Annotated in this window: 14 protein-coding genes and 5 pseudogenes; 8 read left to right on the forward strand and 11 right to left on the reverse strand. The window is 58.5% G+C overall.

The window, feature by feature from the left end:
- The first annotated feature begins 612 nt into the window (after positions 1-612).
- Complete coding sequence (gene nolL / locus ABIB73_RS16270; protein WP_354225342.1) at positions 613-1,734, forward strand: nodulation factor fucose acetyltransferase NolL; 1,122 nt, start codon at positions 613-615, stop codon at positions 1,732-1,734.
- A 967-nt stretch (positions 1,735-2,701) separates the two neighbouring features.
- On the opposite strand, the gene panB is transcribed toward nolL, so the two are convergent.
- From panB to ABIB73_RS16300, 6 genes and pseudogenes are all read right to left on the reverse strand, one after another.
- Entirely contained in the window at positions 2,702-3,574 is an 873-nt protein-coding gene (panB, locus tag ABIB73_RS16275; protein WP_354225343.1) for a 3-methyl-2-oxobutanoate hydroxymethyltransferase, read from the reverse strand.
- Between the two features lie 479 nt (positions 3,575-4,053).
- Positions 4,054-4,305, reverse strand: a pseudogene (bioD, locus tag ABIB73_RS16280) (ATP-dependent dethiobiotin synthetase BioD); the annotation flags it as partial.
- Positions 4,305-5,446, reverse strand: a pseudogene (locus ABIB73_RS16285) (8-amino-7-oxononanoate synthase). The pseudogenes ABIB73_RS16285 and bioD, both read right to left, overlap by 1 nt.
- Before the next feature lie 83 nt (positions 5,447-5,529).
- Complete coding sequence (gene panD, locus ABIB73_RS16290; RefSeq protein WP_354225344.1) at positions 5,530-5,883, reverse strand: aspartate 1-decarboxylase; 354 nt, start codon at positions 5,881-5,883, stop codon at positions 5,530-5,532.
- Positions 5,884-5,944: 61 nt separating this feature from the next.
- A pseudogene (locus tag ABIB73_RS16295) lies at positions 5,945-6,469 on the reverse strand (radical SAM protein); the annotation flags it as partial.
- A gap of 182 nt (positions 6,470-6,651) precedes the next feature.
- Positions 6,652-7,400 (reverse strand): annotated as a pseudogene (locus ABIB73_RS16300) (IS630 family transposase); the annotation flags it as partial.
- A gap of 333 nt (positions 7,401-7,733) precedes the next feature.
- Here ABIB73_RS16300 and ABIB73_RS16305 point away from each other — a divergent pair.
- From ABIB73_RS16305 to ABIB73_RS16315, 3 genes are all read left to right on the forward strand, one after another.
- Positions 7,734-8,759 (forward strand): radical SAM protein, encoded by a 1,026-nt coding sequence (locus ABIB73_RS16305; RefSeq protein WP_354079571.1) that lies wholly within the window; start codon positions 7,734-7,736, stop codon positions 8,757-8,759.
- A 131-nt stretch (positions 8,760-8,890) separates the two neighbouring features.
- Positions 8,891-10,270, forward strand: a complete 1,380-nt coding sequence (locus ABIB73_RS16310; RefSeq protein ID WP_354079569.1) for a Gfo/Idh/MocA family oxidoreductase — start codon at positions 8,891-8,893, stop codon at positions 10,268-10,270.
- A 781-nt stretch (positions 10,271-11,051) separates the two neighbouring features.
- Positions 11,052-11,435: a hypothetical protein gene (locus tag ABIB73_RS16315; RefSeq protein ID WP_354225345.1), complete on the forward strand. Its 384-nt coding sequence runs from the start codon at positions 11,052-11,054 to the stop codon at positions 11,433-11,435.
- Positions 11,436-11,766: 331 nt separating this feature from the next.
- On the opposite strand, the gene ABIB73_RS16320 is transcribed toward ABIB73_RS16315, so the two are convergent.
- The gene (locus ABIB73_RS16320) at positions 11,767-11,955 is read right to left on the reverse strand and encodes a hypothetical protein (protein ID WP_354225346.1); all 189 of its coding nucleotides are present in this window, start codon (positions 11,953-11,955) and stop codon (positions 11,767-11,769) included.
- Positions 11,956-13,269: 1,314 nt separating this feature from the next.
- Here ABIB73_RS16320 and gmd point away from each other — a divergent pair.
- The 3 genes from gmd to glmS all read left to right on the forward strand — a co-directional run bounded on the left by gmd (position 13,270) and on the right by glmS (position 17,360).
- On the forward strand, positions 13,270-14,355 hold the full coding sequence (gene gmd, locus ABIB73_RS16325; RefSeq protein WP_354225347.1) for a GDP-mannose 4,6-dehydratase: 1,086 nt from the start codon (positions 13,270-13,272) through the stop codon (positions 14,353-14,355).
- Positions 14,336-15,313, forward strand: coding sequence for a GDP-L-fucose synthase (gene fcl, locus ABIB73_RS16330; RefSeq protein ID WP_354225348.1), 978 nt, complete (start codon positions 14,336-14,338; stop codon positions 15,311-15,313). Before gmd ends, fcl begins: the two co-directional genes overlap by 20 nt.
- Before the next feature lie 220 nt (positions 15,314-15,533).
- On the forward strand, positions 15,534-17,360 hold the full coding sequence (gene glmS, locus ABIB73_RS16335; protein ID WP_354225349.1) for a glutamine--fructose-6-phosphate transaminase (isomerizing): 1,827 nt from the start codon (positions 15,534-15,536) through the stop codon (positions 17,358-17,360).
- A gap of 665 nt (positions 17,361-18,025) precedes the next feature.
- Here the strand turns inward: glmS and ABIB73_RS16340 are convergent.
- Complete coding sequence (locus tag ABIB73_RS16340) at positions 18,026-18,160, reverse strand: hypothetical protein (protein ID WP_354225350.1); 135 nt, start codon at positions 18,158-18,160, stop codon at positions 18,026-18,028.
- Between the two features lie 158 nt (positions 18,161-18,318).
- On the opposite strand from ABIB73_RS16340, the gene ABIB73_RS16345 reads away from it, so the two are divergent.
- A complete protein-coding gene (locus ABIB73_RS16345) occupies positions 18,319-19,668 on the forward strand; it encodes an MFS transporter (RefSeq protein WP_354225351.1) in 1,350 nt (449 codons plus the stop codon).
- A gap of 594 nt (positions 19,669-20,262) precedes the next feature.
- Here the strand turns inward: ABIB73_RS16345 and ABIB73_RS16350 are convergent.
- The 3 genes and pseudogenes from ABIB73_RS16350 to ABIB73_RS16360 form a co-directional block, all read right to left on the reverse strand.
- Positions 20,263-21,129 (reverse strand): electron transfer flavoprotein subunit beta/FixA family protein, encoded by an 867-nt coding sequence (locus ABIB73_RS16350; RefSeq protein WP_354225352.1) that lies wholly within the window; start codon positions 21,127-21,129, stop codon positions 20,263-20,265.
- 410 nt (positions 21,130-21,539) lie between these two features.
- Complete coding sequence (gene nifA, locus ABIB73_RS16355) at positions 21,540-23,294, reverse strand: nif-specific transcriptional activator NifA (protein ID WP_354225353.1); 1,755 nt, start codon at positions 23,292-23,294, stop codon at positions 21,540-21,542.
- 258 nt (positions 23,295-23,552) lie between these two features.
- Positions 23,553-24,394: pseudogene (locus tag ABIB73_RS16360) on the reverse strand (SDR family NAD(P)-dependent oxidoreductase).
- Positions 24,395-24,604 lie beyond the last annotated feature (210 nt).

The following is a 24,604-nucleotide window of genomic DNA, read 5'->3' on the forward strand; positions in this document are numbered from 1 at the left end:
GGATGCACGCCAAGCCACGAGCTGCACTAAGAGCTGGCGCGACGAAAGTCGTCAAGGCACGCGCGGTTGGCGGCGTCAGTTACACGAAACCGAACAAGCCTCCCAATCAGAAAGGTCGGTCCTCGGCTTTTGCTCCAGAACTGCAGAGCACCGCTATCGGTATAGCACGCTGCCATAACGCCAATGTTGGCGTGCTCGCGTTCAGCTATCAGAAGCCCCTATTGGCGTGAACACCTCGACGTCAAGCGAAAGTGACGGACCAAGCGGCAACTATGCTGGGCCAACCGACAAAGCCCGACGCATCTGCCGGGTCTGAGATGCGTCGGGCCGAGTGGGAGACTGAACGTGACAGTCTTCCTCCCACAAACGCGTCTGCAAGTAGTATGCCGCGCCCGTGCCGCTACAGCCGTGTCTCAAACTGGATATCTTGTCTTGGCCACAAAGGTCCCCGAGGCATTCAGACATGCGCGGCCCACAGCTAGTTCTTGGAAGGAATAACAAGCTGAGCCTATTCCTCTTCCAAAAACTCCCGCCATCGCCTTTCGTTTGGATCAAAAATGAGGCAGAAGAAGCGGACAACGGGCCGCCGGCTCGTCAACAACAGATACCTAGATGTTTGATAGATTGCGACCCGTGACTGGAACGAACGTCCCCAGTTCGCGCAGGACAGAGGCATACGATCGAGATCTCAGTTTAGATTTCGCGAAAGGTGCACTCATTGTTTTGGTGATTGTTGGGCACCTGATCCAGTATGTCATCTACCGAGACGACGCGTTTTGGTATTCGCCGTACTACAAATCGATCTATATGTTTCACATGCCACTTTTTATGGCGATAAGCGGATATCTTTCTGCTCGATCGCTGCTTCAAAAGCCGTTCACTCGAGCCGCCAGCGACCGTGCGAAGCAGCTCTTGCTGCCGATGCTATTTTGGTGGGTGATAATGGAGACAGCTAAGTTAGCGGCGTTGGGACGCGCGACCAGCCTAACGAGCGGACTTTTGGAATTTGTAGACGATCTCGCCGGCACATATTGGTTCATCTGGGCCACGTTTATTTCCTACCTTCTCATGAAGATTTCTACCAGGCTCACCCGCCGATCGTGGGTCATAACTGGCTCAGCCATACTGGTCGCGCTCGCGCCTCTGACATTCTCCATATCACCGCTGATCAGATTCACTTACCCGTTCTTCTGCTTCGGCTTCTTGCTTGCTCAATCGAGAGAACGATGGACGAGTGCATTGCGACATCACAAGCCGGTCCTGATTGTATTTCTTTCAATAGTGACCTGCGTATGCTTTCTAGCTTGGGGCAAGAGCACCTATATCTACAATAATCTTGGGGTAATTCACGACTTTCGGTCAACTAAAGACGTGCTTCTGATGTTTGTTGGCTCTGCAGCTGCGTCAGCAGTCGCTATCGAACTCCTGCTGCAATGCTGGCGCTTTGGCCATTTAAACCGAATGGCCCGCTTTATCGCCGTGGAATTGGGCCAGGCCACGCTGCTGCTCTACCTGGTCCAGGGTACCGTGTTCCGTCTCATGGATTTCATACAATTCGGAGAACTTTGGGATCTCACGACCCGGGTGATCATCGCGGGTGTGCTCGGGGCCGCGATCATTGCGATCGCCCTAACGATCCGCTCGATCGTTCGAGGCGTTCCATATCTGTCTCAGCTCGTCCTTGGAATGCCACCACGCTCAGGTCTCCCGCAAGCCAAACCTGCAATGAACTAGCTGTATCCAATTGATCGTTTGAGTACGGCAGGGTACCGATAGCATCGACTTGTGACGCGGCTGGAATAGCTTTCGAACCCAGATCCGGCGGCGACGGCGTGCCGCGGTCGAGGCGATGATCGGCATAAGAGCAACCCCATCGAGCGTGTATTGCTCTCGGATTGTATGGCACCGGCGAACTCAGCCCATTGCCGTCCATCCTATACGGTCGAGTGTCGTGAGATTAACGTCGCGGTACCAGTCGTCTAGCCGCCGGTTTTCGACGCAGATCGAACGCAATCCATTCACACTCAGCAAGATGGTTCTTCGACCGCCGTACTGAACCCGAGACCTCCCAGTCTTTCGAATCTCCGTCTAGACCGCAGCTGCCAGAAGTAACAGGCCCTCGGCAACCAACAAGCGGTTCTTGTTCGATGAGGCGATCCGATTGCTCATCGCGAGCCTGTCGGCTCCTCACCATCTCGAAACGGTGACGATCTCGATCGGAAGAGTTAGATTCACGACCATGCGGCGCACGACCGCGCGTTGTTGTACCCTTTAGTCCAATGCATGCGACAATGGCTGCACGATAGAACAGCCTGCATACGTACTTTGCAAGGCCGCGAAAATGCAAGCGTGCAGAGGCTTGGCGGGTTCGCCGGTTCGACGAGGTCTCAAATAAAGCCGCACAGTCTCCCGGGATCTGGCGCAGAGCCGACCCGCGTCGCGGCACGGCCTCTCACCGTTTGGGAAGTCACGAGACTATCTGCCGAGATCCTTATTTGGTCTCAACTGGGGCGGGTGCGAGGCAGGCGCTCACGAACGGTGATAACGGAGGTCGTCGAGCTTTCGGCCAGGGTGAGATGACGATCGTGCGGCCAACCTATCGTCGCAGCGGGCCCCGCCTCGCTATCGGACCGGCGCTCCTCTGCAGGGGCGCTGCGCAGTTCCCCGACCGTACTTGCTCGTTCGCATGTTGGACCTTGCACTAGCTTGTCTTGGAGGGCGTCCAGTTTACGATCGCCCCGCGCAAGCCGTCCGGAATCCGATATGACTCCTGCGCCGCAGGGAATGCTCCGCTACGGACATCAGCTGCCCAGCGCGAGAGGCCCTCCTGCAGCAGCTGATGGCCCTCTACATAGACACGCACGAATTTTGGATAACGGCTTCCTGCGAGCCCCAACACGTCGTGGAACACTAGAACTTGGCCTGAGCAACTTGGACCCGCTCCGATCCCAATCGTTGGTATGGTCAGAGATTCAGTCGTTCGTGCAGCGAGCTCAGCCGGAATACCTTCGAGGACAAGAGCAAAGCATCCCGCCTGCTGTAGCTGGTGCGCATCATCAAGGAGACGTAGGGCATCGTCCGCGTTCCGACCTTGTACCTTGAAGCCACCCATTGCGTTGACGCTTTGTGGCGTGAGACCAAGATGGCCCATCACGGGAATTTCGCAATTCACCAAGGCTCGGATCATCTCGACACGTTTACCCCCTCCCTCAAGCTTGACGGCGTCGGCGCCACGCTGCAGGAAGCCTCCAGCGTTGCGTATCCTGTCGTCGGGACTGAGATGAAAGCTAAGAAACGGCATGTCAGCTACAAGCATGGCCCGAGGCTTTGTCCGCGCGACCGCCTCCAGGTGGTGATTCATCATCGCCATGCTGACCGGTAAAGTGTCATCAAACCCAAGGCATACGTTGCCGACGCTATCGCCAACAAGAATGACGTCGACCACAGGATCGGCGATACGTGCCGTGACCGCATCATAAGCCGTGGTCATGACGATGGCGCGCCTTTCCTCTTTGAATCGTTGCAGAACTGGAATCGTGACGCGCTCAACTGACAGCTGCGAAATGTGACTCATGTTCGATCTGACCTGGCAATAGGGAGGCCGAAAAGGCGCGTCACTGAGAAGTTGGAAAGCACAAAGCTTCCAATGATTGCGCGATCAGCAGACAAACTCTTTCAAGATGCTCCTCTGCGACGTGGTTCTGTGGCTCCACCATCCACACATTCTGCGACTCAAAACGGCAGCCTGGAGACGATGCACGCAAGCGACGACAGTGAATGTCCTTATGAGGCTCCGATCTACGTGTCAAAGCCCACGTTAAGGCGGCATGTCCATTTCCTATGGCTGTTGATTGGCTTATGGCGCTCAAAGCCGCGGCTTCGGCGGACTGCAGGCACATTCCGAAGTGACCGTGATCCAGGCGAGCGAGATAGGAAAGATGCACCGGCGCTCGCACGGTTGGCCGCACACTCCAGAATGCGGATGACGTGTCCACCATCTTCGCGTGCCTCGCCTCTTCATAAGACCCGCCGTTCAGGCCGCTCTCCTCCGGGATCGATGCGAATTGCGTCTATTTCGGCGGAATGATGCGGGGAAGCGGGCGCTCTAAGGCGGTAACTCTCCGGAATGATCCGATCGGCCGACAGACCGCCCAGTCGTGCGACCAGCTGGCTATCGCTCTCTCCTTCAAGATCGGCCTGAATTGGTTTCCAATAATTCGCGCCGAGGGGATGGGCAAGGCCTGCCGAAAAGACAGTTTTGCCTATCCCCGTATCTGTGCCGGTCACCACGATCCGCTGACTCATCAAGATCCGTCCCTCGTCTCCTCAGCGAGCATCGCACTTACCTCTTCCTCTCCGACGTTGAGCGTCAGTGAAATTCGTAAACGGGCCGTGCCGGCCGGCACCGTTGGCGGTCTGAGTCCTCGGATGTCAAATCCTCGAGCCTGTAGCGCGGGGGCTCGCCTCAGGGCGCGGGCATTCTCGCCAACTATATAAGGCAGGATCAGCGAGTTCGAAGGACTTCTCTCGCCTCGCGCAACGATCTCCCAATGCGTGAACGCGACAAGCTTCGCCAGCCGCTGTTGGCGCTCCGGCTCCTCCTGCAGGATCAACAGAGTCTCCCGTGCGGCCACCGCCATTAACGGCGAAGGGCGGTCGCGAAGACAAGCAGGCGACAGCGATTGATTATGAAGTCGCGCAGCACGCCAGAGGCGGTGACAAGCGACCCGGCAGCTCCCAGCGCTTTGCCGCAGGTATGAACAACGAGGAGATTTTCGCGTCCTTCATAGGGCGCTGTGAGACCTCGTCCTTGCTCGCCACAAACACCGGTGGCATCCGCCTCGTCCACGACCAAGAACACATCGTGCCGATCCACGATCGCGAGCAGATCTTCAAGCGGTGCGAAATCGCCATCCATGCTGTAGAGGCTCTCGACTACGATCCAGACCTGCCCCACTCCGCCCGCGGCACGCCAGTCGCGAATTTCGCTCTCGATAGCTTGCGGGTCCTTATGGACGCAGATTCTGAAAGCGGCTCGGCCAGCTCGCGCCCCTTCATGAGTATTGGCGTGAACCAGAGACTCAAGGACAAGCAGGTTGTGCCGTTGCGGCAGCCTTGTCAGCACTGGAAAACTTGCAAAATAGTCACAGCCGAAGAAGAGCGCGGTCTGCGCCCCGAAGAACCGCGCTGCTTCTGCCTCGAGGCATTCGCGCTCCTCGTAGTTGCCGCGCAGAAGCCGTGATCCGCCGGCTCCGATCGGAGTACCGGCTTCCAGCGCGGTCAGAATGGCCTTTTTCATGCGCGGCGCGTTCGCCAGAGCCAGATAATCGCTTGATGAAAAGTCGGTCCCGATGCGCGGCATGATACCGCGCTGGCGATCGTCTTCTTTAAGCGCATCCAAGCCTGCCACATAGCTGGCCGATTTAGCGGCAATGACGGAACTCATTCTTCACTCGCTGAGCAACGATGGACGCCGCAAAACTCCAACTGGCGGCGAAGAACAGGCCTTTTCGCGTTGGCTGTTTGACTTCAAACCGGCAGGATGCGATTGTCTCGATCAACCAGCACAATTCGCGGCCTGAAGAGTCTTGCATCCTCCTCGTCAAATGACGCGTATGCGACGATACTTATCTTATCTCCGGGCATCGCCAGTCGGGCCGCCGCACCGTTCACGTCTACGGTGCCGGATCCTTGTGGCGCTTCTGTCACAAACGTTGCAAAGCGTGCCCCCGTCTCAAGATTGTAGAGTTCGACGCGTTCGTTGATCAGGATACCGGCCGCGTCCAGGAGCCCGCGATCAATCGAGATCGAGCCTTCATAGTGCAGGTCGGCTTCGGTTATTGAGGCGCAATGGATCGTTCCCTTCATCAAGACAATCTGCATTTTTCACCTACGCTGATCGCTTGCGCGCAGCACCCTTTATTGGTTTGACAACCTAAGCGAAGTCGACGTTGTGATTGTAAAAGTCGAGGCCGGCGTCGGCGAGCCGTGCGGCTTGCTTTGGCGTGAGCATGCCGAGCGTTACGCACGCCTCCATGACAACACGTTTAGTGGCGGCAATCGTGTCGCAGACCTGATCGAGATCGCGGTCCTTTGGACTGCGCCAGGCCGCGGCCATGCAGAAGCGAGTCGCCCCGGCGGCCTTGGCGTGCTGCGCGGCGGCGACCACATCCGCGCGATCCATCAAGCGGGTCGCCTTCAGGCCGGTGTCGTAATGCACGCCTTGTGCGCAGTAGGCGCAGTCTTCAGGACAACCGCCGGTCTTGACGCTGAGCAAACTTGCGGTTTCGACGTGGTTTGGATCGAAATTGTCGCGATGAACGGTCTGGCCGTGAAATAGGAGGTCGGCAAATGGCAGCGCGTAAAGCTCTCCCGCCTCGGCACGTTCCCAGTCGCGGCGGACCGGCCCGCCGTTGCGGCCGCTATTGCCTTCGACTTCCACAGCCTCCCAAGATTTTCGCTCAATCATAGACGACACCATCGTGCGTAGCTCCGCAAAGCAGCACTCTTGCCCGGTATTAAACGAGAATTATCGGTGAGTTGCGCCGGGATGGCGCTCATATCAGGCTCATAGCGGCCTCTCACGCAGGATTTCCTCGCAGCATCGAGGAACGCGCAACAACACTCCTCGGCGGCCCCTCACTCAGGCAACTACAGTGATTTTGACTCCTTGGCGGTGACTGGATAGGCGCGGCCGAGTTTGGCGCGGGCTTTGTCGGTTGTGAACATCGATTTGATGCGAGCTCGGATATTTCGCCGCCGTTGCCAAGCGGCGATCTGGTTTCGGAGCCTTTTGGGGTCGTCGATGCGTCGGCCGAGACACTGGCGTTGAGACCCGCTGATCTCGCACTCGACCATGTTGAGCCAGCTGGCGTGCTTCGGGGTGAAGTGGAATTCGAGGCGGCTCAGGATACGTCGGGCCTCGGCGGGCGCGAAGGCCTCATACAGCGCCCCAGGCTTGTGGATCGACAAATTGTCCTGCACGACACGGATACAGGTGGCGCCGGGGTAATGGACGTCGACGAGTTCAAGCATGCAGTGGGCATAGTCCACGGCGGCGCGGCGGTTGGTGACCTTGACGTTACGCCAACTCCGATATGGATCGAAGGTGAGGAAGAGATTGGCGGTGCCGTTGCGGCGATACTCGTTAATCGTAGCGCTCGCGTCGTCCCGGTTGGGCCGGGACCGGCTGGCGCACCTCGCCGATCAGCTGGACGGGGGTCTCGTCGAAGCAGACCAGGGGCCGCTCAGGCTCAGGCGCTTCAGCATAGAGATCGAGCACATCTTCCATGCGAAGCGACATATTCGCCATCGACATGGGGAATGCACCACATGTCCCTGCGCCACGGCTTGAGGTCATTCTCGGCCACCCGGCGACGCACGGTGTCTCGTCCGACAGAGCGTCCCCAGAGGCATCGAAATCCTCGTGCCGCTGAAAGCTTGCCGATCCTCGAATAGCTCGGTATCAAAACGTCAAAATCACTGTGACGGACCACTAGTTGCTTGGTGCGCCATCGATCGTCCGGGCGGTCGCGCTTCAACCCAAGCCTCTGTCGTGATCGCATTCCTGCCCGATCACTCCGTTCTGTCAGAAAGCAAACGAGGCTCTTGCGCGGAACGCGACGGGTTTGTTTTGAGCATGACATAGCGCCAAAGAAAATCGCCAAGAATCGTCTGCTTGGGAGTGGCCCAAGCCTTGCTCAAGATACGGTCAGACCACCGAGGAGCACCCGATGCCACCCGACAAGCGGCTTCCGATTGTGTTTGACCATCTGAGACTCTGCGTATCGTTTTATTGCAACCTTCATTGCAAGCATTGTTATGTCCCCCAACAGTATCGCGACGAATACAAGAGACGTTTAGAGCCGTCGCAGTTGTCGGTCGATGAGATGACAAACTTTATCGATCTGCTTATCGACCGGTATGGCCTGACAAAGGTCTCAGTGACGGGTGGTGAGCCGCTTCTCAGAGTCGTGTTTCCGCGAACGGAAGCCGTGCTAGCGCATGGACAAAAACGGGGAATGCAAGTCCAATTAAATACAGCGGGGCTTGGCCAAGTTCCAATTTCTGATGTGGTCTCCATCTTCGATGATCCTGGGAAGCTCACCCTTCAATTTAGCTTCGACGGCGCAAAGCGGGACACTGTGGACCGCTTCCGCGGAAAGCCGGGTGTTTACGATTCCGCACTCCGTCAGATGTCCGAAGCAGCCAATCGCGGGGTCTTGGTGCAGGCCAGGATGACGGCCAATCGACAGAACATCGCTGAAGCGCTGGACGCGTATCGACTGCTGTCCTCGATTGGCGTTGGTTCCTTCAGAATTAAGCCGATGTTCGCCTCAGGTGCCGCCCTGGACAACGAGGAAGCGCTCCTAGGGTCGGCTGATGAGATCAGAGAGTTGCAGCAGGCTCTGATCGCAACGGCTGCAAAGACCTCGGCCCGCCTTGAGCTGCCACCTCCGATTTTTGTTGATACAAGCCAGCCGCGGCCGAACGTTAAATTCTCCAAATGTGACTGCGGCATCACCTCTGTCTACCTCTCGGCAAATGGCGATCTCTACCCCTGCCCCTACGTTGTTGGGGATCCCGAGAGCGAGGCGTTCCTTGTCGGCAACATCCGATCCCCTGAATTCGATCTCGAGACGGCTTGGCGAACCTCTCCGGCGCTGAAGCACTACCGGGCGGACAGCGGCTGCGCCCACTGCCCCTCGCAGGTGGCCCTTCTGAAGAATATCGAAAATCGCGCGCTTGCCTGCGGATGACCGACGAGCCTTGGATCGGAACGGTCGGTTCTGCAAGGAGTGCCATTTCGGTTGCGTCGGATCGACCCAAACTCTGACCGGTTCGCGTTCGAGGTTCTGATCGGGACGGAGGCGAGAGGAGATCAGAAGACATGAACGATCTTGTACTCGTCGGGCTCGGTCCTCACGCCATGGCTAAGTATATTCCGCTGATCGAGAGCGCCGTCGCCAGCAGGCGAGCCTCGGGATTCCATGTGATTGAGCTCGCGAGCACGAAAAATGCTGTGCATGCCTTTTTCAAGACGCGCGCGTGCAAGCCGATGAGTATCTCTTGGGTACCCGATCTCCGACCACAGGGCATCTGGTACTCCGGCGAAGGGGAGGACGCTCTCAGAGCGTTGGCAAGTCCACGCTCTAAAGTCATTGTCTCGACCGAACCGAAGGCCCATCTGGACTACCTTCGCGCGGCACTTGGACTTGGTCTTGATTGTCTGGTCGACAAGCCGGTTGTGCTTCCAATGGGTTCGAATGGGCGCCCTGCTGTGGACCGAGTTGTTGGGGAGGCGGCGGAACTCAAGGCGATCTCCAACCGGAGTGGCGGGCGCTGCGTCGTGATGGCCCCGCGCCGATACAACGCAGTCTACGACCTGATTGGACGTTATGCGCGCCACGCCTCCCGTAAGCTCGGCACGCCCATCACCTATATTGGCATCGAGCATCACGAGGGAGTCTGGAACACGGAAGAGGAGATTCTCTCCCGCCAAGATCATCCATATCGGTATGGCTATGGAATGCTTTGTCATTCCGGCTATCATCACGTCGATATCCTTTCCAGCCTTCTGGGTACTAATGAAGACAACTTCGGGCCTCTGGCGATAGAGCTGGATGTCCACCGGGCCACCGCCGCCGATCAAGTCGGACAGGTCGCCCCTGATTTGGTCCAGAGGCTAAGAGGGCCCGCCCCACTCGCTCCCTCATTTCCCGCTCCGCGGTTCTGGGGCGAGACGGACCTCGTCTCATGTGGAGCCGCACGCCATTGCGAAAGCGGCAATACCATCTGCCTCTTCCGGCTCGACCTACTGCAAACGAGCGTCTCGCTGCGCAATTGGCGGCAACTGCCAACCAACATCTACAATAAAAACGGCCGGTACGCATCCGAGACCATTCGCTTGAATATCGGTCCTTTTGCTGCGATCGAGGCCAGGATCGTGAAGCGCCCGCACTTTGGCACAGAAGCTCATCCGCAATTTGCGAAAGAGGCTCGCATCACTCTTTGGCGAAATGGCAGCTTCCTAGGCCGGGCAGCTTTCCGGGAGAGACTCTACCCAACGCGGGACACACTTATCCAAAATGCGGATCTAGGGGCTGCCCGGAGGAAGCTCTTCGACGATTGGTTGGCGGGACACAGCGGCAGAAGTACCCTCGATTCGCACACACGAACGATCTCGCTCTTCGCTCGCTATCTCACTGCTGTCACGAGCGATCGCAGAGAACCTATAGGATCTGCCGCTGTCGAGAAAGCTGGAGCATAACCAAGCCCCCTTACCTCTGGCTCGCCCGGAGTCAGGACGTCGAAGTGATGGCTGCGGTCTGCCTCTCCCTTCCTTGTGATTGAACCCATCAGTAAATCTATCAGCGTGCTTGGCGCCCCGCTCGCGCTGTGGGTGAGTGGTATCGATCAGGAGCCGGCGATTGCGCCCAACGCCGCCGAGCACGAAGAGCGGCAGGAGCCGCGATAGACAGCGTGTAGATCGGCGCTGAAGCCAATCCAGACGATGAAGTCGTCCCGTCGAGGACAGAGCCAGACGCAAAATACGAGATAACACTGGCGGCAACGAAACGAAAGAGAGAGCACATGGAACGAACGTGAGTTGAATTGCAGGTAGTCTCTTCTCCAGAAGGCGAAGAGTGCCAAAGAGGTGTGAGACGACCCGCGGAGAAATCGGCGCTGGTGCGAACGGAACGAGTTTCGTTCGCGGGCCGGATGCGTCGGGCCCTCACCTGAGCGATCCTATCGGGCCATAGGAACGGCCAGTCGAAGAGCAGAGCCGCAGATATGGAAGCGCGGGCGTAACCGTCAATTGTCGCGATTGTTGCATGTGGTGCTGTCGCATTGACAACGCATGTCGCGATGGCCTGACCGCCAGATCATGGGTCGCGCAACCCGCTGCTGTCGGGAGATGAGATAGGATTGTAATGGAGTGGTTCCGGTAGACCGGCGCCGCTCGTGTCGTCCGACTGATATATCGAGCGGCTGCCACCCGGCATCGGCAGCCCCAAATACTCCTGATCATCTGCACCGAACTTATCTGGATGAAGAACATCGGTTCTGCCCGGAATTGTCCACCGGAGAGTTCTGTTGTGGTTGGCCTTTTCGACTATGATTTTCGCTCGAAGTTTCTCGTCATGCGTGACTTCGTTGCGAACTTGCATCATGCAGACGATCCGCGCAGACATCTACGATGGTTTGGCTACGCAAGCCTGCTAGCAGGAGCTTTTGCTCGCCGCCTCGCCTTAATAAGCCGCAACGTCATGGCGTTGAGCTATCCGTGTTTGGTCCAAGATGCCAGAGCTCGACTGAAAACGCCTCACGGCCAAAATTTGGCGGCGGAAGCCAATTCGCGTGGCGTGATCCGGCGAACCGGCTACTTTGTCACCAAAGACACGTCGACGGCTTCAGCAGACGATGCAAATTGACGCCAATGCTTCGCCAGTTCGTCGAGTGAGAGGCTTGTAATTTCGCCCTTGCGACGGTCTGACGGTGGGCTTCTTCTCATTCCTTCTCATGTCCAGCGGTTAGCCGGCTTGCCGCCTGAGATACCGTCAATGCGACATCTGTGTGGCGGACCACAACTCACACAATCAATTCACGGGCAGAGGCTCGGACGCGCGGACCGCACTCATGAGCAGCCTCGCTCATTGGCGTTACCGTATGAGGGCGTTTTTGCTAGAGCCGTCCAACGGAGAGGCTTCCGCGCTGCGATCACGACGCCTTGACCTTCAATGCAACCGTGCGTTCCGGCGGCGATCAGAACTGCCCGTCAACCTCATTTCTCTGCCGCTTCTCCGCCAGGCGAGCCAGCTTATCATATTCCTTAGCGACCTTGAGGAGCCTGCGTCTGGATGTGTTGTCCTTGAGCGACTCCGCTTTTACTCGCGTCGCTTCCGCACGGCCTCGCCAATGTTTGGCGTCGGGGATGGGCTTCTTCTGCTTCATGCAAAAGACGATGCAGTTTTTAGATCAAGAAAATGCGACACATGCCCTACGTAAGATCCCGTAGGCGGGCTTTCGCAAAAGCACCTCATTTGCCGTCAATGCCGCCCGCTCTGTCAATGTCTGAGATGCGACAAACCACTCGCAACAAACGCAAGCGCGTCGAGTAAGCTTCACTGCATTCTTCTCGGTTGAGAACGCCCGCTTGGAAAAACCACGCCAACGCAAAATGATAGTGGAGATTGGACTCATTGGTGGTTCGCGTCAGATCCCGCGCCAAATGCGCGACCCTCGACATAAGTGCTTGAATCGAACGTAGCGTCAGATTGTAAGGTCTTCAATGCAGCTGGCGACCGCGCCTGGCCGTACAACAGCTACCGGGCGACCAATTGGGAGTGTGTCATTTGGAGCTCAGATTGCAGAACGCCCGCGATGCCTCCAAACGCCTCAGTGAGGTAGCCTCAGCGATTCATTGCAAGATCTTGCGATTAAACGGCGAGTGCAGGAGAACCGAATGCTAAGATCGGAGCAGCGTCGCCGCGTGGCGATTGGCCGATTTGAGATATTGCTCATGTTGGAGGTTGCCTTTTTCGCTGCTCAGAGTGGAATGGAAGTTGGAGGCCATACAGGTGGTCGTGATCCACCTACCGCGAACCTGCAAATAGTTTGCTCGCGCCGAAACGGAGCAGCTGTAGGCATACACGTTGGCACAATGTTCGGTACGCATCCTCCTATCGCGACGTCTTCGTCATGCGCGGCTGCAATGATTGGGCCATCGTACGAAAGCTGGTCGGATTATGAGCTGGCTCACAGCTTGCTGAGCAATCTCAGGAGGGTTCAGGCCTTGGAGATTATCAACGCCTCCTCGATATACGCATCGACAGCTCAAGGAGCCCGATTGCATGCCTGACTTATTCGCAGCCCAACGATCGGCCCTTTCGAGCAGGTCGCATGTCCGAGGCGGCCATCCTATGGCCTGGCTCGCCGCGCGAGTTGAGCAAGCAAAGACAGTGGAACGGCTTCTCGGTCCCGGCGGGTCGCTCACCACTTGTCCGCGCCGTAATTCCACTGGTCGCACCCAAGCAATGGAGCGACGGCCGAGGAAGGCGAACGAAACCCGCCGGATTACAAACTTTCGTATAGTCCTTCAAAACCGTTTCGATGTGGAACGTTTACCTCCGTACAGTTGAGCGATCGATGCAATGTCTATACACGTCCAAATTCGGTGCTTCGAGAGCGTGACGCTTCCGCATCGGAGGCCGACGCGAATAAAGGTCGTCGATCGCGGGACGACATTAACATGCGCAGAGAAAAGATTTGTCAAACCAAGCGAGCAAACGGCGGGTCGCTCTCATCACCGGCGTGACCGGCCAGGACGGCGCCTATCTCGCCGAGCATCTGCTGTCGCTCGGCTACGTCGTGCACGGCATCAAGCGGCGCTCATCCTCGTTCAACACCGCACGCGTCGACCATCTCTACCAGGATCCGCATGTCGGCGACGTGCCGTTCCTGATGCACTACGGTGACATGACGGATTCGACCAATCTGATCCGCCTGGTGCAGCAGATCCGGCCGACCGAGATCTACAATCTTGCCGCCCAAAGCCACGTCGCCGTCAGCTTCGAAAGCCCCGAATACACCGCCAACGCCGACGCCATCGGCGTGCTGCGCCTCCTGGAAGCGATCCGCATCCTCGGCATGGAGAAGGAGACGCGGTTCTACCAGGCCTCGACCTCCGAACTCTACGGCCTGGTGCAGGAGATCCCGCAGAAGGAGACGACGCCGTTCTATCCGCGCTCGCCTTATGGCGTCGCGAAGCTCTACGGCTATTGGATCACGGTGAACTACCGCGAAGCCTATGGCATGTTCGCCTCGAACGGCATCCTGTTCAATCATGAGAGCCCGATCCGCGGCGAGACCTTCGTCACGCGCAAGATCACGCGCGGCGTGGCGCGCATCGAAGTCGGACTCGAGGAGACGCTCTATCTCGGCAATCTCGAGGCCAAGCGCGACTGGGGCCACGCCAGGGATTACATCGAGGGCATGCACATGATCCTGCAGGCCGACAAGCCCGACGATTTCGTGCTCGCCACCGGCGAGACGCGCTCGGTTCGCGAGATGGTCGAGCTGTCCTTTGCGCAAGTCGGCCGTCGTGTCGAATGGCGCGGCGCAGGCGTCGACGAGACCGGCATCGATGCCAAGAGCGGGAAGACGGTGGTGAAGATCGATCCGACCTACTTCCGTCCGACCGAGGTCGATCTGCTCATCGGTGACGCCAGCAAGGCGCGAAAAGTGCTCGGCTGGAAGCCGAAGCGGACCTTTGCGCAGCTCGTCGAGGAGATGGTGGCGAGCGATCTGGCCGAAGCCGAACGGGACATCGCAAATGGCAAGCGCACCGTTTGAGCTGAAGGGCAAAAGCGTCTACGTCGCCGGCCATCGCGGCATGGTCGGCGCCGCGCTCGCGCGCCGGCTGGCGCGCGAGGATGTGAAGCTTGTCACGGTGGACCGGCGCGAGGTCGATCTCTGCAACCAGGCCGCGGTGTTCGACTGGTTCGCGAAGGCGCGGCCGCAGGTGATCTTCCTCGCCGCGGCAAAAGTCGGCGGCATCGTCGCCAACAACACGCTGCGGGCCGAATTCATCTACGACAACATCGCGATCGCCGCGAACGTGATTCAAGCCGCCCATCAAAACCAGGCCGAGAAGCTGATGTTCCTCGGCTCGTCCTGCATCTATCCGAAGCTCGCACCCCAGCCCCTGCGCGAGGATTCCGTGCTGACCGGCCCGCTGGAGCCGACCAACGAGCCTTACGCCATTGCCAAGATCGCCGGCATCAAGATGGCGGAGGCCTATCGCAGCCAGTATGGCTCTGACTTCATCAGCGTGATGCCGTCCAATCTCTACGGCCCCGGCGACAATTATCATCCCGAATACAGCCACGTGGTCGCGGCCCTGATCCGGCGCTTCCATGAGGCAAAGGTTTCGGGCGCAAGAAGCGTCGTAGTTTGGGGCACTGGCACGCCGCGGCGCGAGTTCCTCTATGTCGACGACATGGCCGATGCCTGCGTGCATTTGATGAAGACCTATTCCGGCGGGGAGCTGATCAACGTAGGCACCGGCGAGGACATCACCATTGCCGAGTTTGCCCGCATCGTCGCCGAAGTCGTCGGCTACATCGGCGAGATCAGTTTCGATAGCTCCCGGCCCGACGGCACGCCGCGCAAGCTGCTCGACGTCAGCCGTCTCGCGAGCCTCGGCTGGCGCGCGAGGACATGGCTCACACATGGAATGCAGCAGGCCTACCAGGCCTTCTTGGTGGCATCGGCTACATCGGACAAAAGGAGAGAACCATGCAGCTGCTAGCCGCTGATGGCGCTCATTGTTCGGTTCCCAGAAAGTTGCTTTCGGATCTTCCGGCGAATTCGACAGGGCCCCACGTGTTGCTTGGAGCTCGCGCACCGCCGGGTGACGCGTGCCCCGATGGAGGGCAGGCGGGCTAGACTGGCCCATAGCCAGAGCGAGCGGATTGGGCAGGCGCGCCTTGCGGCACGCTCTGTCATGAACTTGAGGTAAACTGATCAGCATGTGCGGGATTGTCGGCATCCTGGGGCGCGGTCCGGTCGCGGATCGACTCATCGATTCACTTAAGCGACTGGAATATCGCGGCTACGACTCAGCAGGCATCGGAACGCTCAAAGGAAATTATATCGAGCTTCGGCGCGCCGAGGGCAAGCTGAGGAACCTTGAGACACGCGTTCGCCTCGATCCGCTCTCAGGCCATGCCGGGATTGGGCACACGCGCTGGGCGACCCATGGCAAGCCGACCGAGCATAATGCTCATCCCCACGCAACGGACAATGTTGCAGTCGTCCATAACGGCATTATCGAGAATTTCCGCGAGCTGCGCGCGGAGCTGAAACAGCATGGCGCCTATTTCGCCTCTGAAACAGACACCGAGGTGGTGGCGCATCTTATCGACTCATATCTGAAAAATGGCTGCTCGCCGCAGGACGCAGTAAAAGAGTCGCTGCCGCGGCTAGTGGGCGCGTTTGCGCTTGCAATCCTGTTCAAGGGGCAACACGACCTCATGATCGGCGCGCGGAAGGGCTCACCGCTTGCGATCGGCCATGGCGAAGGCGAAATGTATCTCGGATCGGATGCTATCGCGCTCGCGCACCTTACCGACTTGATCACCTACCTTGAGGACGGCGATTGGGCTGTCCTCAACCGCAACTTCGCCGTGATTTACGACGCACAAGGCACTGTCGCCCGCCGGAAGGTGGTGAAATCTGCCACATCGTCGGTTCTCGTCGGCAAAGCGAACTACCGCCACTTCATGGCGAAGGAAATCCACGAACAGCCAGAAGTGATCGGGCAGACGCTGGCGCACTACGTCGATATCGCCAACGAGAACGTCGCACTGCCGCAGGAGCTTCCGTTCGATTTCAATGCGATCGGACATATCTCGATCACGGCTTGCGGTACGGCAGGATATGCCGGCCATATCGCCAAATACTGGTTCGAGCGGCTGGCTCGTATTCCGGTCGAGCTCGATGTCGCCTCCGAGTTTCGCTATCGTGAGGCACCGATGCGCAGGGGAGATCTTGCTATCTTCATCTCGCAGTCCGGCGAGACGGCCGATACGCTGGCCGCGCTCCGCTACGCCAAGTCTCAAGGCCTGCATACGCTCTCGATCGTGAACGTTCTAGGCTCGACCATTGCGCGCGAAAGCGGGATAGTGTTGAAGACACTCGCCGGACCTGAAATCGGCGTTGCCTCGACCAAGGCGTTCACATGCCAGCTTGTCGTCCTAGCGGCGCTTGCGGTCGCGGCGGGCAAGGCGCGGGGTGAATTGTCGGAGAGCGACGAGGTCGATCTCGTGCGAGCGCTGATCGAAATTCCCCGGCTAGTTACACGGGCGCTTGCCAGCGAGCCGCAGATCGAGAAGCTCGCACGCGACGTCGCCAAATCGCGTGACGTGCTATATCTTGGTCGCGGTACGTCGTTTCCACTGGCGCTGGAAGGGGCACTGAAGCTGAAGGAAATCTCCTATATTCACGCCGCGGGCTATGCGGCCGGAGAGCTCAAGCACGGCCCCATCGCCTTGGTCGACGAGAGCGTTCCCGTAATTGTCATCGCTCCTTGCGACCGGCTCTTCGAAAAGACCATCTCGAACATGCAGGAGGTCGCCGCACGCGGCGGCAAGATTATCGTGATAACGGACGCTAGCGGAGCCGCGAAGGTGTCCATGGATACACTCGCGACGATCGTGCTGCCGGAGATGGGGACGACATTTACGCCCATTGTCTATGCGATTCCGGTGCAGCTCTTGGCCTATCACACGGCCAACTTGATGGGCACGGACGTCGACCAACCGCGAAATCTTGCGAAATCGGTCACCGTCGAATGAGCCAAGGCAACGCCACCTGGAATCGGCGTGGGTCATTACCGAGGGCGCGCAAAGCCCCGGCATATCTCATCATGATGTGCCGCCCAGCTCCAGGCCCGACGCCATCGCATTGCGTATTTGGTTGTGCCGGTTCATGGTCGGGAAGCTGGGACTCATGCGCAAAATCTACGGCCAATCGGGTTAAGAGGCTGGCGCGTCTTCCGGCAAACCAGGAGTCGCATATGACCGATCGCGGCATTCCGATTGCTTGGACCGGGTCATAATTGGTGACGAACATCCAAGTTTTCATGCGGCGTGGAAGCCAGATGTACCTGTCGATTGATCCAAACGATGCCCGTTATCGCTGCGGAGGCCACTACGTTCCTCCCCGCTCAGTGCGGGTTTTGGACCGCATTCGGACCGCCGCGCCCCTCAAAGTACAAGGCGCGCCTCGCTTCGAAGGACAGCGTGGCACTTGCCGAGCATAGCGATCGGCGCTAGCGGACGGGCTTGATCGCCAGCACGCTCACCAAACCTTTTCCGTCAAACCCGAATCGCTGGACATCGGGTGACATGTTTAGCTCGGCTCGGTCCCAATCGCATCCTGGCGAGCTGTTCTAGCGCGACCTATCTCACGAATCTCCTCCCTGCCGCGCGGCGTATGCCACGCATTGCGTGCTTCCCTTTCATTCCAGGTCGGTGCGCTCGATGAGAAATTCCGCCACGCCGCAAACAACAACCTTGTCACCGAGAATCGCCCGAGGTTTCAGTAGCTTGAGAGTCACTCTGCTGCGCGAGCGGAATAAGGCCGGAAAATCCATGCGACATTGCGGCAATTGCCGAAAATATGCCGGAAACGTCAGGCGCTTACGGGTTGGTCGACAGTGCCCTGATGGGCAGATTCGCGGCCGTGACACCGCACTCGGCTGGCGTGAGATTTTCTCGGAACCGGCCATTTCAAACCGAGAGGAACCTCGCCATGTCACCTGCGTCGAATGAGCACGCGTCAAATGCCAAATTGCGCATTGGCGACATCTTACGTGCGACGAGCGGCAACTTCCTCGAGCAGTTCGATTTCTTCTTGTTCGGGTTCTACGCCAGTGCCATCGGAAACGCGTTCTTTCCATCAGCAAGCGAAACCGCTTCGCTGCTTAACACCTTCGGTGTGTTCTGGCTGGGTGCTTTGATGCGACCTGTTGGCGCGATCGTGCTTGGAGCCTATATCGACCAGATTGGCCGTCGGCAAGGCCTGATCATTACGCTTTCGATAATGGCGATTGGCACCATCATCATCGCCTTTTGTCCCGGCTATGTGACCATCGGCATTGCCGCACCCGTGATCGTGCTGTTCGGACGGCTGTTGCAGGGCTTTTCTGCCGGCGTTGAAGTTGGAGGCGTTTCCGTCTACCTTTCCGAGATTGCCACTCCGGGCAATCGCGGTTTCTACACATCGTTTCAGTCCTCGAGCCAGCAGGTTGCGATCTTTGTCGCGGCTCTTATCGGATATTTTTTGAGCGAAGCACTTCCGGCCGAAATGGTTGCCGCCTGGGGCTGGCGGATCCCGTTCTTCCTTGGCTGCTTGATCGTTCCGCTTATCTTCTTCCTGCGCCGGACGCTGGAGGAAACTCCGGAGTTCCTGGTCATGAAGACCCACCCAACGGCCCGCGAGGTCTTTGCCTCCACGGTTGCGAACTGGCGCGTTGTCATTCTCGGCATGATGATCGCGATGCTGACGACCACGACCTTCTATTTCGTCACCGTGTACACGCCTACGTTCGGCAAGCACGTATTGCATCTGTCGTCGCAGAACACGCTCTTGGTAACGCTTTTGGTCGCAGTGACCAACTTCATCTGGAACCCAATCGGCGGCGCGATTTCAGACAAAATCGGCCGGAAGCCGGTCTTACTGACCATTGCCGGCCTCGCCTTGGCGACTGTATATCCGGCGTTGTATTGGCTTGTGACAGACCCAAGCTTTGGCAAGATGCTGGTAGTGGAGATGATGTTCTCGTTCTACTTTGGCACCTATAGCGGCGCCATGTTGGGCGCTTTGGTCGAAATCGTGCCGAAGCACGTGCGCACAACCTGCTTTTCTTTGGCCTTCGCACTCGCCGCAGCTCTCTTTGGCACGTTTACCCCGCTCGCATCGACCTGGTTGATCGATAGGACCGACGACAAGGCTTCGCCCGGTTTCTGGTTGATGTTTGCAGCTTTGCTCGGCATCATCGCCGCACTCACGATTTATCCAGGAAGCACCAAGAGAGTTGCGAAGCCGTCGCGTCCCGAGCGGTCTAACAAGACTGAAGCCGCGCAATTTACCGCGCATTAGCACGCGCCCACGGGGACGTTGATGGCCGAAGACTGAACTGAACTTGGTGCGTCACTGTTCTTGCGGTGATCTCACGGTGGTGGGCGGGCCACTCTGCCGGTCACGGTTCTTCCTACGCGATCTCGGGCAGTATCGGGACAAGCTGGCGTTGACCAGGAATGGCTGAACATTATCGCCACCCTTGATTTCGTTCTGTGGTCGAACGGCGCGATGATAATGCTCGCACTTTGCAGTCACGTGAAATGCGGCGGATTGCGCGCGAGGGATAGATCCCCCGCGCGAGCTCCACGCGGTGAATTCAGCGGGCGCTCTCTGCCGCTCCACACAAACTGAACGGGCGCGTCTTCAGGTTCCATGAATTCTCCAGTGAATTGGTGTGTCGCAGGTCGCCAAACGTTAGCGTAACGAGACGTCTGGTAGATTGATCCGATACCTGCCTCTCGGCGCTCAGATACGCAAGTTGAATGCTCACCCTTCTTATCGTATTTGGCGAGGAACGGCCGACAAGATCGATGCAGCCTCGTGCAACCGAGCGACGGGCCCATGCATGACCACGATCCGGCCATCGCCGGCTCCCCTCGATCAGCCGCGACTTCACGCACCGCTAGCTTGCGCAGATGAGGTACCGCGCGCGAGCTGTGCGAGCTCCGTTTCGAGCATAGGGTTGCGATTGAACATGGCGTCGATCAATGCTTGCGCCGGCTGCTCGGCCGCCTCCACCCACGTCGCCTTCTCCGCTCGCGCGGAGGGCGCGAAAACACGTTTGACGACGGTCGGCGACCCCCTCAGACCGCATTTGGCCGTGTCATCCACGCCGGCATTTTGGGCGCTCCATTTTACGATTGTGGCACGGGCGGCACGCAACGCATCTATCATTGCACCGCGGCGAATTTGATTGGTCGCCTCTAACATGCTGACGAGACACGGCAGCTTGGAACGCAGCACTTGGACGCCGCCTTCGCAGCGCCGTTCCGCCTCGATCGTGCGTACTTTGAAGTCCAACGCTTTGATTGTGGAAACATAAGTAAGCTGCTGGACCCCGAGCCTCTTTGCAATGCCAGGCCCGACCTGCGCCGTATCGCCGTCGATCGTCTGCTTGCCAGTGAATATGACGTCCGGTGGGCCATATTCCCTCCCGATACTGCGAATCGCGCACGCCAGCGCGTAACTCGTCGCCAGCGTATCGGAGCCCGCGAAGCTACGATCGGTGAGCAGGACAGCGCGATCGGCACCAAATGTCAGTGCCTTTCGGAGAGAGTCTTCGGCCGACAGCGGCCCCATTGTGAGGACGGTAATTTCGCCGCCGAACCTATCTCGTAGCTCGAGCGCAGCTTCCAGCGCGAAGAGATCATATGGGTTGATGATTGTCGGCACGCCCTGGCGCATGATCGTATTCGTAACTGGGTGCACGCGGATTTGAGCGGAGTCGGGGACCTGTTTGATGCAGACGATGCTGTGCATGTACTTCTCCTAAGATGCTGAGCCGGCTCCCGACGAGCAGCAAATGTCATACCACCCCAGGCATTTCGCCGATGAGGAAGGCATGCAAAGACTGACGGCGAGTCCGTTGGCGCAATTGCGACGGCTTGAGCATGGGCGGGATCTTAAGCTGATCCGAGTTACGGGAGCGACGGAGCCGCGGCAATCACGCGCCGGTTCCACGCCAAGCCAGTTTTCAGCGCGAATACGTGCAAACAGACGATGACAAGACCAGCCGGCGCGAAGACGCCCTATACTTCACCGGCGAGCGCATCCCAAGCAAGGCATAACGCTAGCATCCGCAGTATGCATCAGAGCTGGCAATCGCCTCTTGCCACGCTCTCCTATCCCAGTCGGCCGAGCGCGAGAGAGGAGCGAGCCCGACGCTTTGCTCAGAAGCGCTTGATCTCGATACCGTGTCTTCGCAAGGCATAGCCAATCTGGCGCGGGGTTAGTCCAAGCAGGCGCGCCGCCTTCGCCTGTACCCAACCGGATCTTTCCATGGCTGCGATGACGCGCTCGCGATCGGCGAGTTTCCCAGCACCCACTGCGGGTCGCCCGGGGGGCCCTAGCGGTGTCAGCTCGCTACTGACCGGCGGAACGGCTGTTATAGCTTCTGGCGGCGGCATGCTCAGCCTCGCGGGCAATGAGAAATTCGGGCTCGGCTGTCGCGCCATTTCCTCCGATCCACACCTCCATAGCTTGGCCGACAGGCATTGCCCGTGGCAGCATGCAAAATCATGTCTTACGATCGACGATCCTTGCGCGAGGGTCGCGGTCCGCTGCACGCAGTTCTCGAGCTCGCGGACATTACCGGGAAATTCGCAGCTCATGAGGACCTCAATCGCACTTGAATCGAACACCAGAGCACGGCCGTTTTCATTGTTGAAGTTCTTCAAGAAGCGAGCGGCGAGAAGCGGAATATCACTGCGTCTTTCGCGCAGCGGGGGCAGTAGCAGAGGAACCACGCTGATGCGGTAATAGAGATCCGCACGAAACTCCTTCCTTGCCACCGCCTCTTCAAGATTCCTGTTCGTGGCTGCAATCACGCGGACGTCGACTTTGACCGTCTGATTGCCGCCCACTCGCTCGAATTCCTGCTCCTGAAGCACGCGCAGGAGCTTCGCCTGGAACGACGCCGAGATCTCACCGATCTCATCCAAAAACAACGTTCCCTTGTCGGCGAGCTCGAAGCGACCCTTGCGCATATTGAAGGCGCCCGTAAACGCTCCCTTCTCGTGACCGAACAATTCGGATTCTAGCACTGTCTCAGTCAGGGCTGCGCAATTCAGCTTGATAAAGGAACGTTTGCCGCGCGCTGAATGCTCGTGAATAGCCTTCGCGACCAGCTCTTTTCCGGTACCCGATTCGCCACGCAGCAGAACCGTGCTGTTGGATTTTGCGATCACCTCGATCTTATCAAGTAACCCGCGGAGCGCCGGGCTGTCGCCAATAATTCCGTCGACTTGAACCTTCTTACGCTCCCGCCCATGAGGCTTGGGTTCGGACAGCTGCTTCTGCAGCTGGAACTCCTCGTCCATAAGGCGCCCGCGATCGCGCTCAAAAATGTAATGCAGCTTCGCCGTCCGGCCCAGAAGGCTAGCGACCATGGTCAGCAGGTGGAGGTCGTCGTCGAGCTGCGCACGCATCCCGTTGTCCGCGATGCGGTCAATGCTCAGCGTACCCGCAACTTTCTCGTCAATGTCTATGGGAACGCCGATGAACGCAACACGCGTATTACCGGCGGCATCTAGCATCTCGACGTCCGAAGAACTGAAGGCCGAATGCAGCGCTACGTTCTCGACGATGAGCGGCTGCCCCGACGCCACGATTTGATCAATTGCTCCTTGCGGCAAGCGCACCCCGCAGCGGGAATCGCGACCTTCGTTCCGACCGTCGCCTACGATGATCTGGGGCACGCCGTCATGACCGAAGAGACACACGATGCCGCGGCGCATCTGCACGAGCGATTGCAGACGTTCGATGACGCTCTCCAGCTTGGCTTCGAGCCGGGATAGGCCGCTCAGCGTGTGCGCTATTTCAAAGATCGTGCTTAGCGATTTCTCTTGCGACGGCACAATAAAACCGGAAGGGTCCGCGTCGGAGGTTAAGTTTAGTTTTTCGCGCAGGGAAACGCTGTCCAGCATAACGACTTCTCCGTTCCTTTCTTGATCCTCCCATGACCTTGATCGGACTTGTTGGACCCGTGTTGCATGCCCCCTCGATCTGACATCCCGTTCTCAGGGCGGGGCGAGAGATGACGCCTCTTCATGGCACGTCGGCGGCACCTACAGTGACTAGATTTGCTGCGTTATTCTTCCAACTCCCTGCGCGGATTCGCTCTGGCCAAAATGAGTTCCCTCCATGAGGCTCAGATTGACCGGGCTTCGCCAGGGGCGAATTCATCACAAGTGTTGTCCGCCATTGATCGGGACTTCGGCGCCAGTGACATAACTTGCCGCATCTGAACATAGGAAGAAAATGACCTTGGCGACCTCTTCGGGTGTACCCACTCGGCGAAGTGGGATCTTTGGCACAAGATGTGCCTCCGTGGCAGGCGACAAAATGTCCGTCTTGATTTCTCCGGGCGCGACCGCATTGATGCGAATGCCATGTGAGGCGTAATCGTGCGCCATTTCGCGCGTGAGACAAGCGAGCGCAGCTTTCGAAGTCGCATATGCCGTGCCTGCAAATGGATGCACCCGCGAGCCGGCGATCGAAGTCACATTGACGATCGCGCCTGAAGCCGCTTTAGCTCATCGAACAGACCTTGGGCGAGCAGGATCGGCGCCACTAGATTGAGGTGGAACACGGTCATCCAAGTATCGACTGAGGTCGCCAGCGACGTCAGCCGGGCACCGTTCGGCGTTTTTGGTGAGTTTCCGGCATTGTTTACCAGTCCATGCAACGGTGCGCCGGCAAGGCACTCCTTGATCTCGGCAATCACGCGCGGCAGCGTCCGATGGTCGCTCAGTTCGACTTTGATATAGCTGTCGCCCTCTGAGTCCCATGGGCAGCGTGCCGCGTCGAATGGTTCGCGCGCGCAAGAAATGACGCGCAAACCCGCTTCCGAGAACAATTTTCCGGCGGCGCGACCGATACCGCGCGATGCCCCCGTCAATACCAGCGTCTTCGGGTCACGCAGCGGGCGGCCCGCTCGACCGGCGCGAGCGTGAACTGGACTGCCAGGGTCCGTTTCCGGCGATTGAGCTGCGACCGCTTTGTCATCTGGTAGACCTAGATTCACACGCCGCTCTCGTCCGCTCCCCTCGGCTGTGCACCTGCTGCAGGATCCGGGCCAAAGCGATGCAGGGCACAAGCGGCGAACCATTGCGACCCAAATGGCAGGTTCCGAACATCTGGCCTGTTTGCTTTTCGACAGCAGCAACGCCGCAGCAATGCTTGTCGTCGAGCTCCCCGGGCGAGCCGCCCAATGCGCGCGCTACGTCTTCGAGCC

This window comes from Bradyrhizobium sp. F1.4.3 (assembly GCF_040548375.1).
GTDB lineage: Bacteria > Pseudomonadota > Alphaproteobacteria > Rhizobiales > Xanthobacteraceae > Bradyrhizobium.

Excerpts from the sequence above, each read along its gene's own strand:
- ABIB73_RS16305 (WP_354079571.1), top strand. The coding sequence starts at position 7,734 with ATGCCACCCGACAAGCGGCTTCCGATTGTGTTTGACCATCTGAGACTC.
- ABIB73_RS16310 (WP_354079569.1), top strand. The coding sequence starts at position 8,891 with ATGAACGATCTTGTACTCGTCGGGCTCGGTCCTCACGCCATGGCTAAG.
- nifA (WP_354225353.1), bottom strand. The coding sequence starts at position 23,294 with ATGCTGGACAGCGTTTCCCTGCGCGAAAAACTAAACTTAACCTCCGAC.
- glmS (WP_354225349.1), top strand. The coding sequence starts at position 15,534 with ATGTGCGGGATTGTCGGCATCCTGGGGCGCGGTCCGGTCGCGGATCGA.
- ABIB73_RS16340 (WP_354225350.1), bottom strand. The coding sequence starts at position 18,160 with ATGGATTTTCCGGCCTTATTCCGCTCGCGCAGCAGAGTGACTCTCAAG.
- ABIB73_RS16315 (WP_354225345.1), top strand. The coding sequence starts at position 11,052 with ATGAAGAACATCGGTTCTGCCCGGAATTGTCCACCGGAGAGTTCTGTT.
- ABIB73_RS16350 (WP_354225352.1), bottom strand. The coding sequence starts at position 21,129 with ATGCACAGCATCGTCTGCATCAAACAGGTCCCCGACTCCGCTCAAATC.
- panD (WP_354225344.1), bottom strand. The coding sequence starts at position 5,883 with ATGCAGATTGTCTTGATGAAGGGAACGATCCATTGCGCCTCAATAACC.
- ABIB73_RS16345 (WP_354225351.1), top strand. The coding sequence starts at position 18,319 with ATGTCACCTGCGTCGAATGAGCACGCGTCAAATGCCAAATTGCGCATT.
- panB (WP_354225343.1), bottom strand. The coding sequence starts at position 3,574 with ATGAGTCACATTTCGCAGCTGTCAGTTGAGCGCGTCACGATTCCAGTT.
- ABIB73_RS16320 (WP_354225346.1), bottom strand. The coding sequence starts at position 11,955 with ATGAAGCAGAAGAAGCCCATCCCCGACGCCAAACATTGGCGAGGCCGT.
- fcl (WP_354225348.1), top strand. The coding sequence starts at position 14,336 with ATGGCAAGCGCACCGTTTGAGCTGAAGGGCAAAAGCGTCTACGTCGCC.
- nolL (WP_354225342.1), top strand. The coding sequence starts at position 613 with ATGTTTGATAGATTGCGACCCGTGACTGGAACGAACGTCCCCAGTTCG.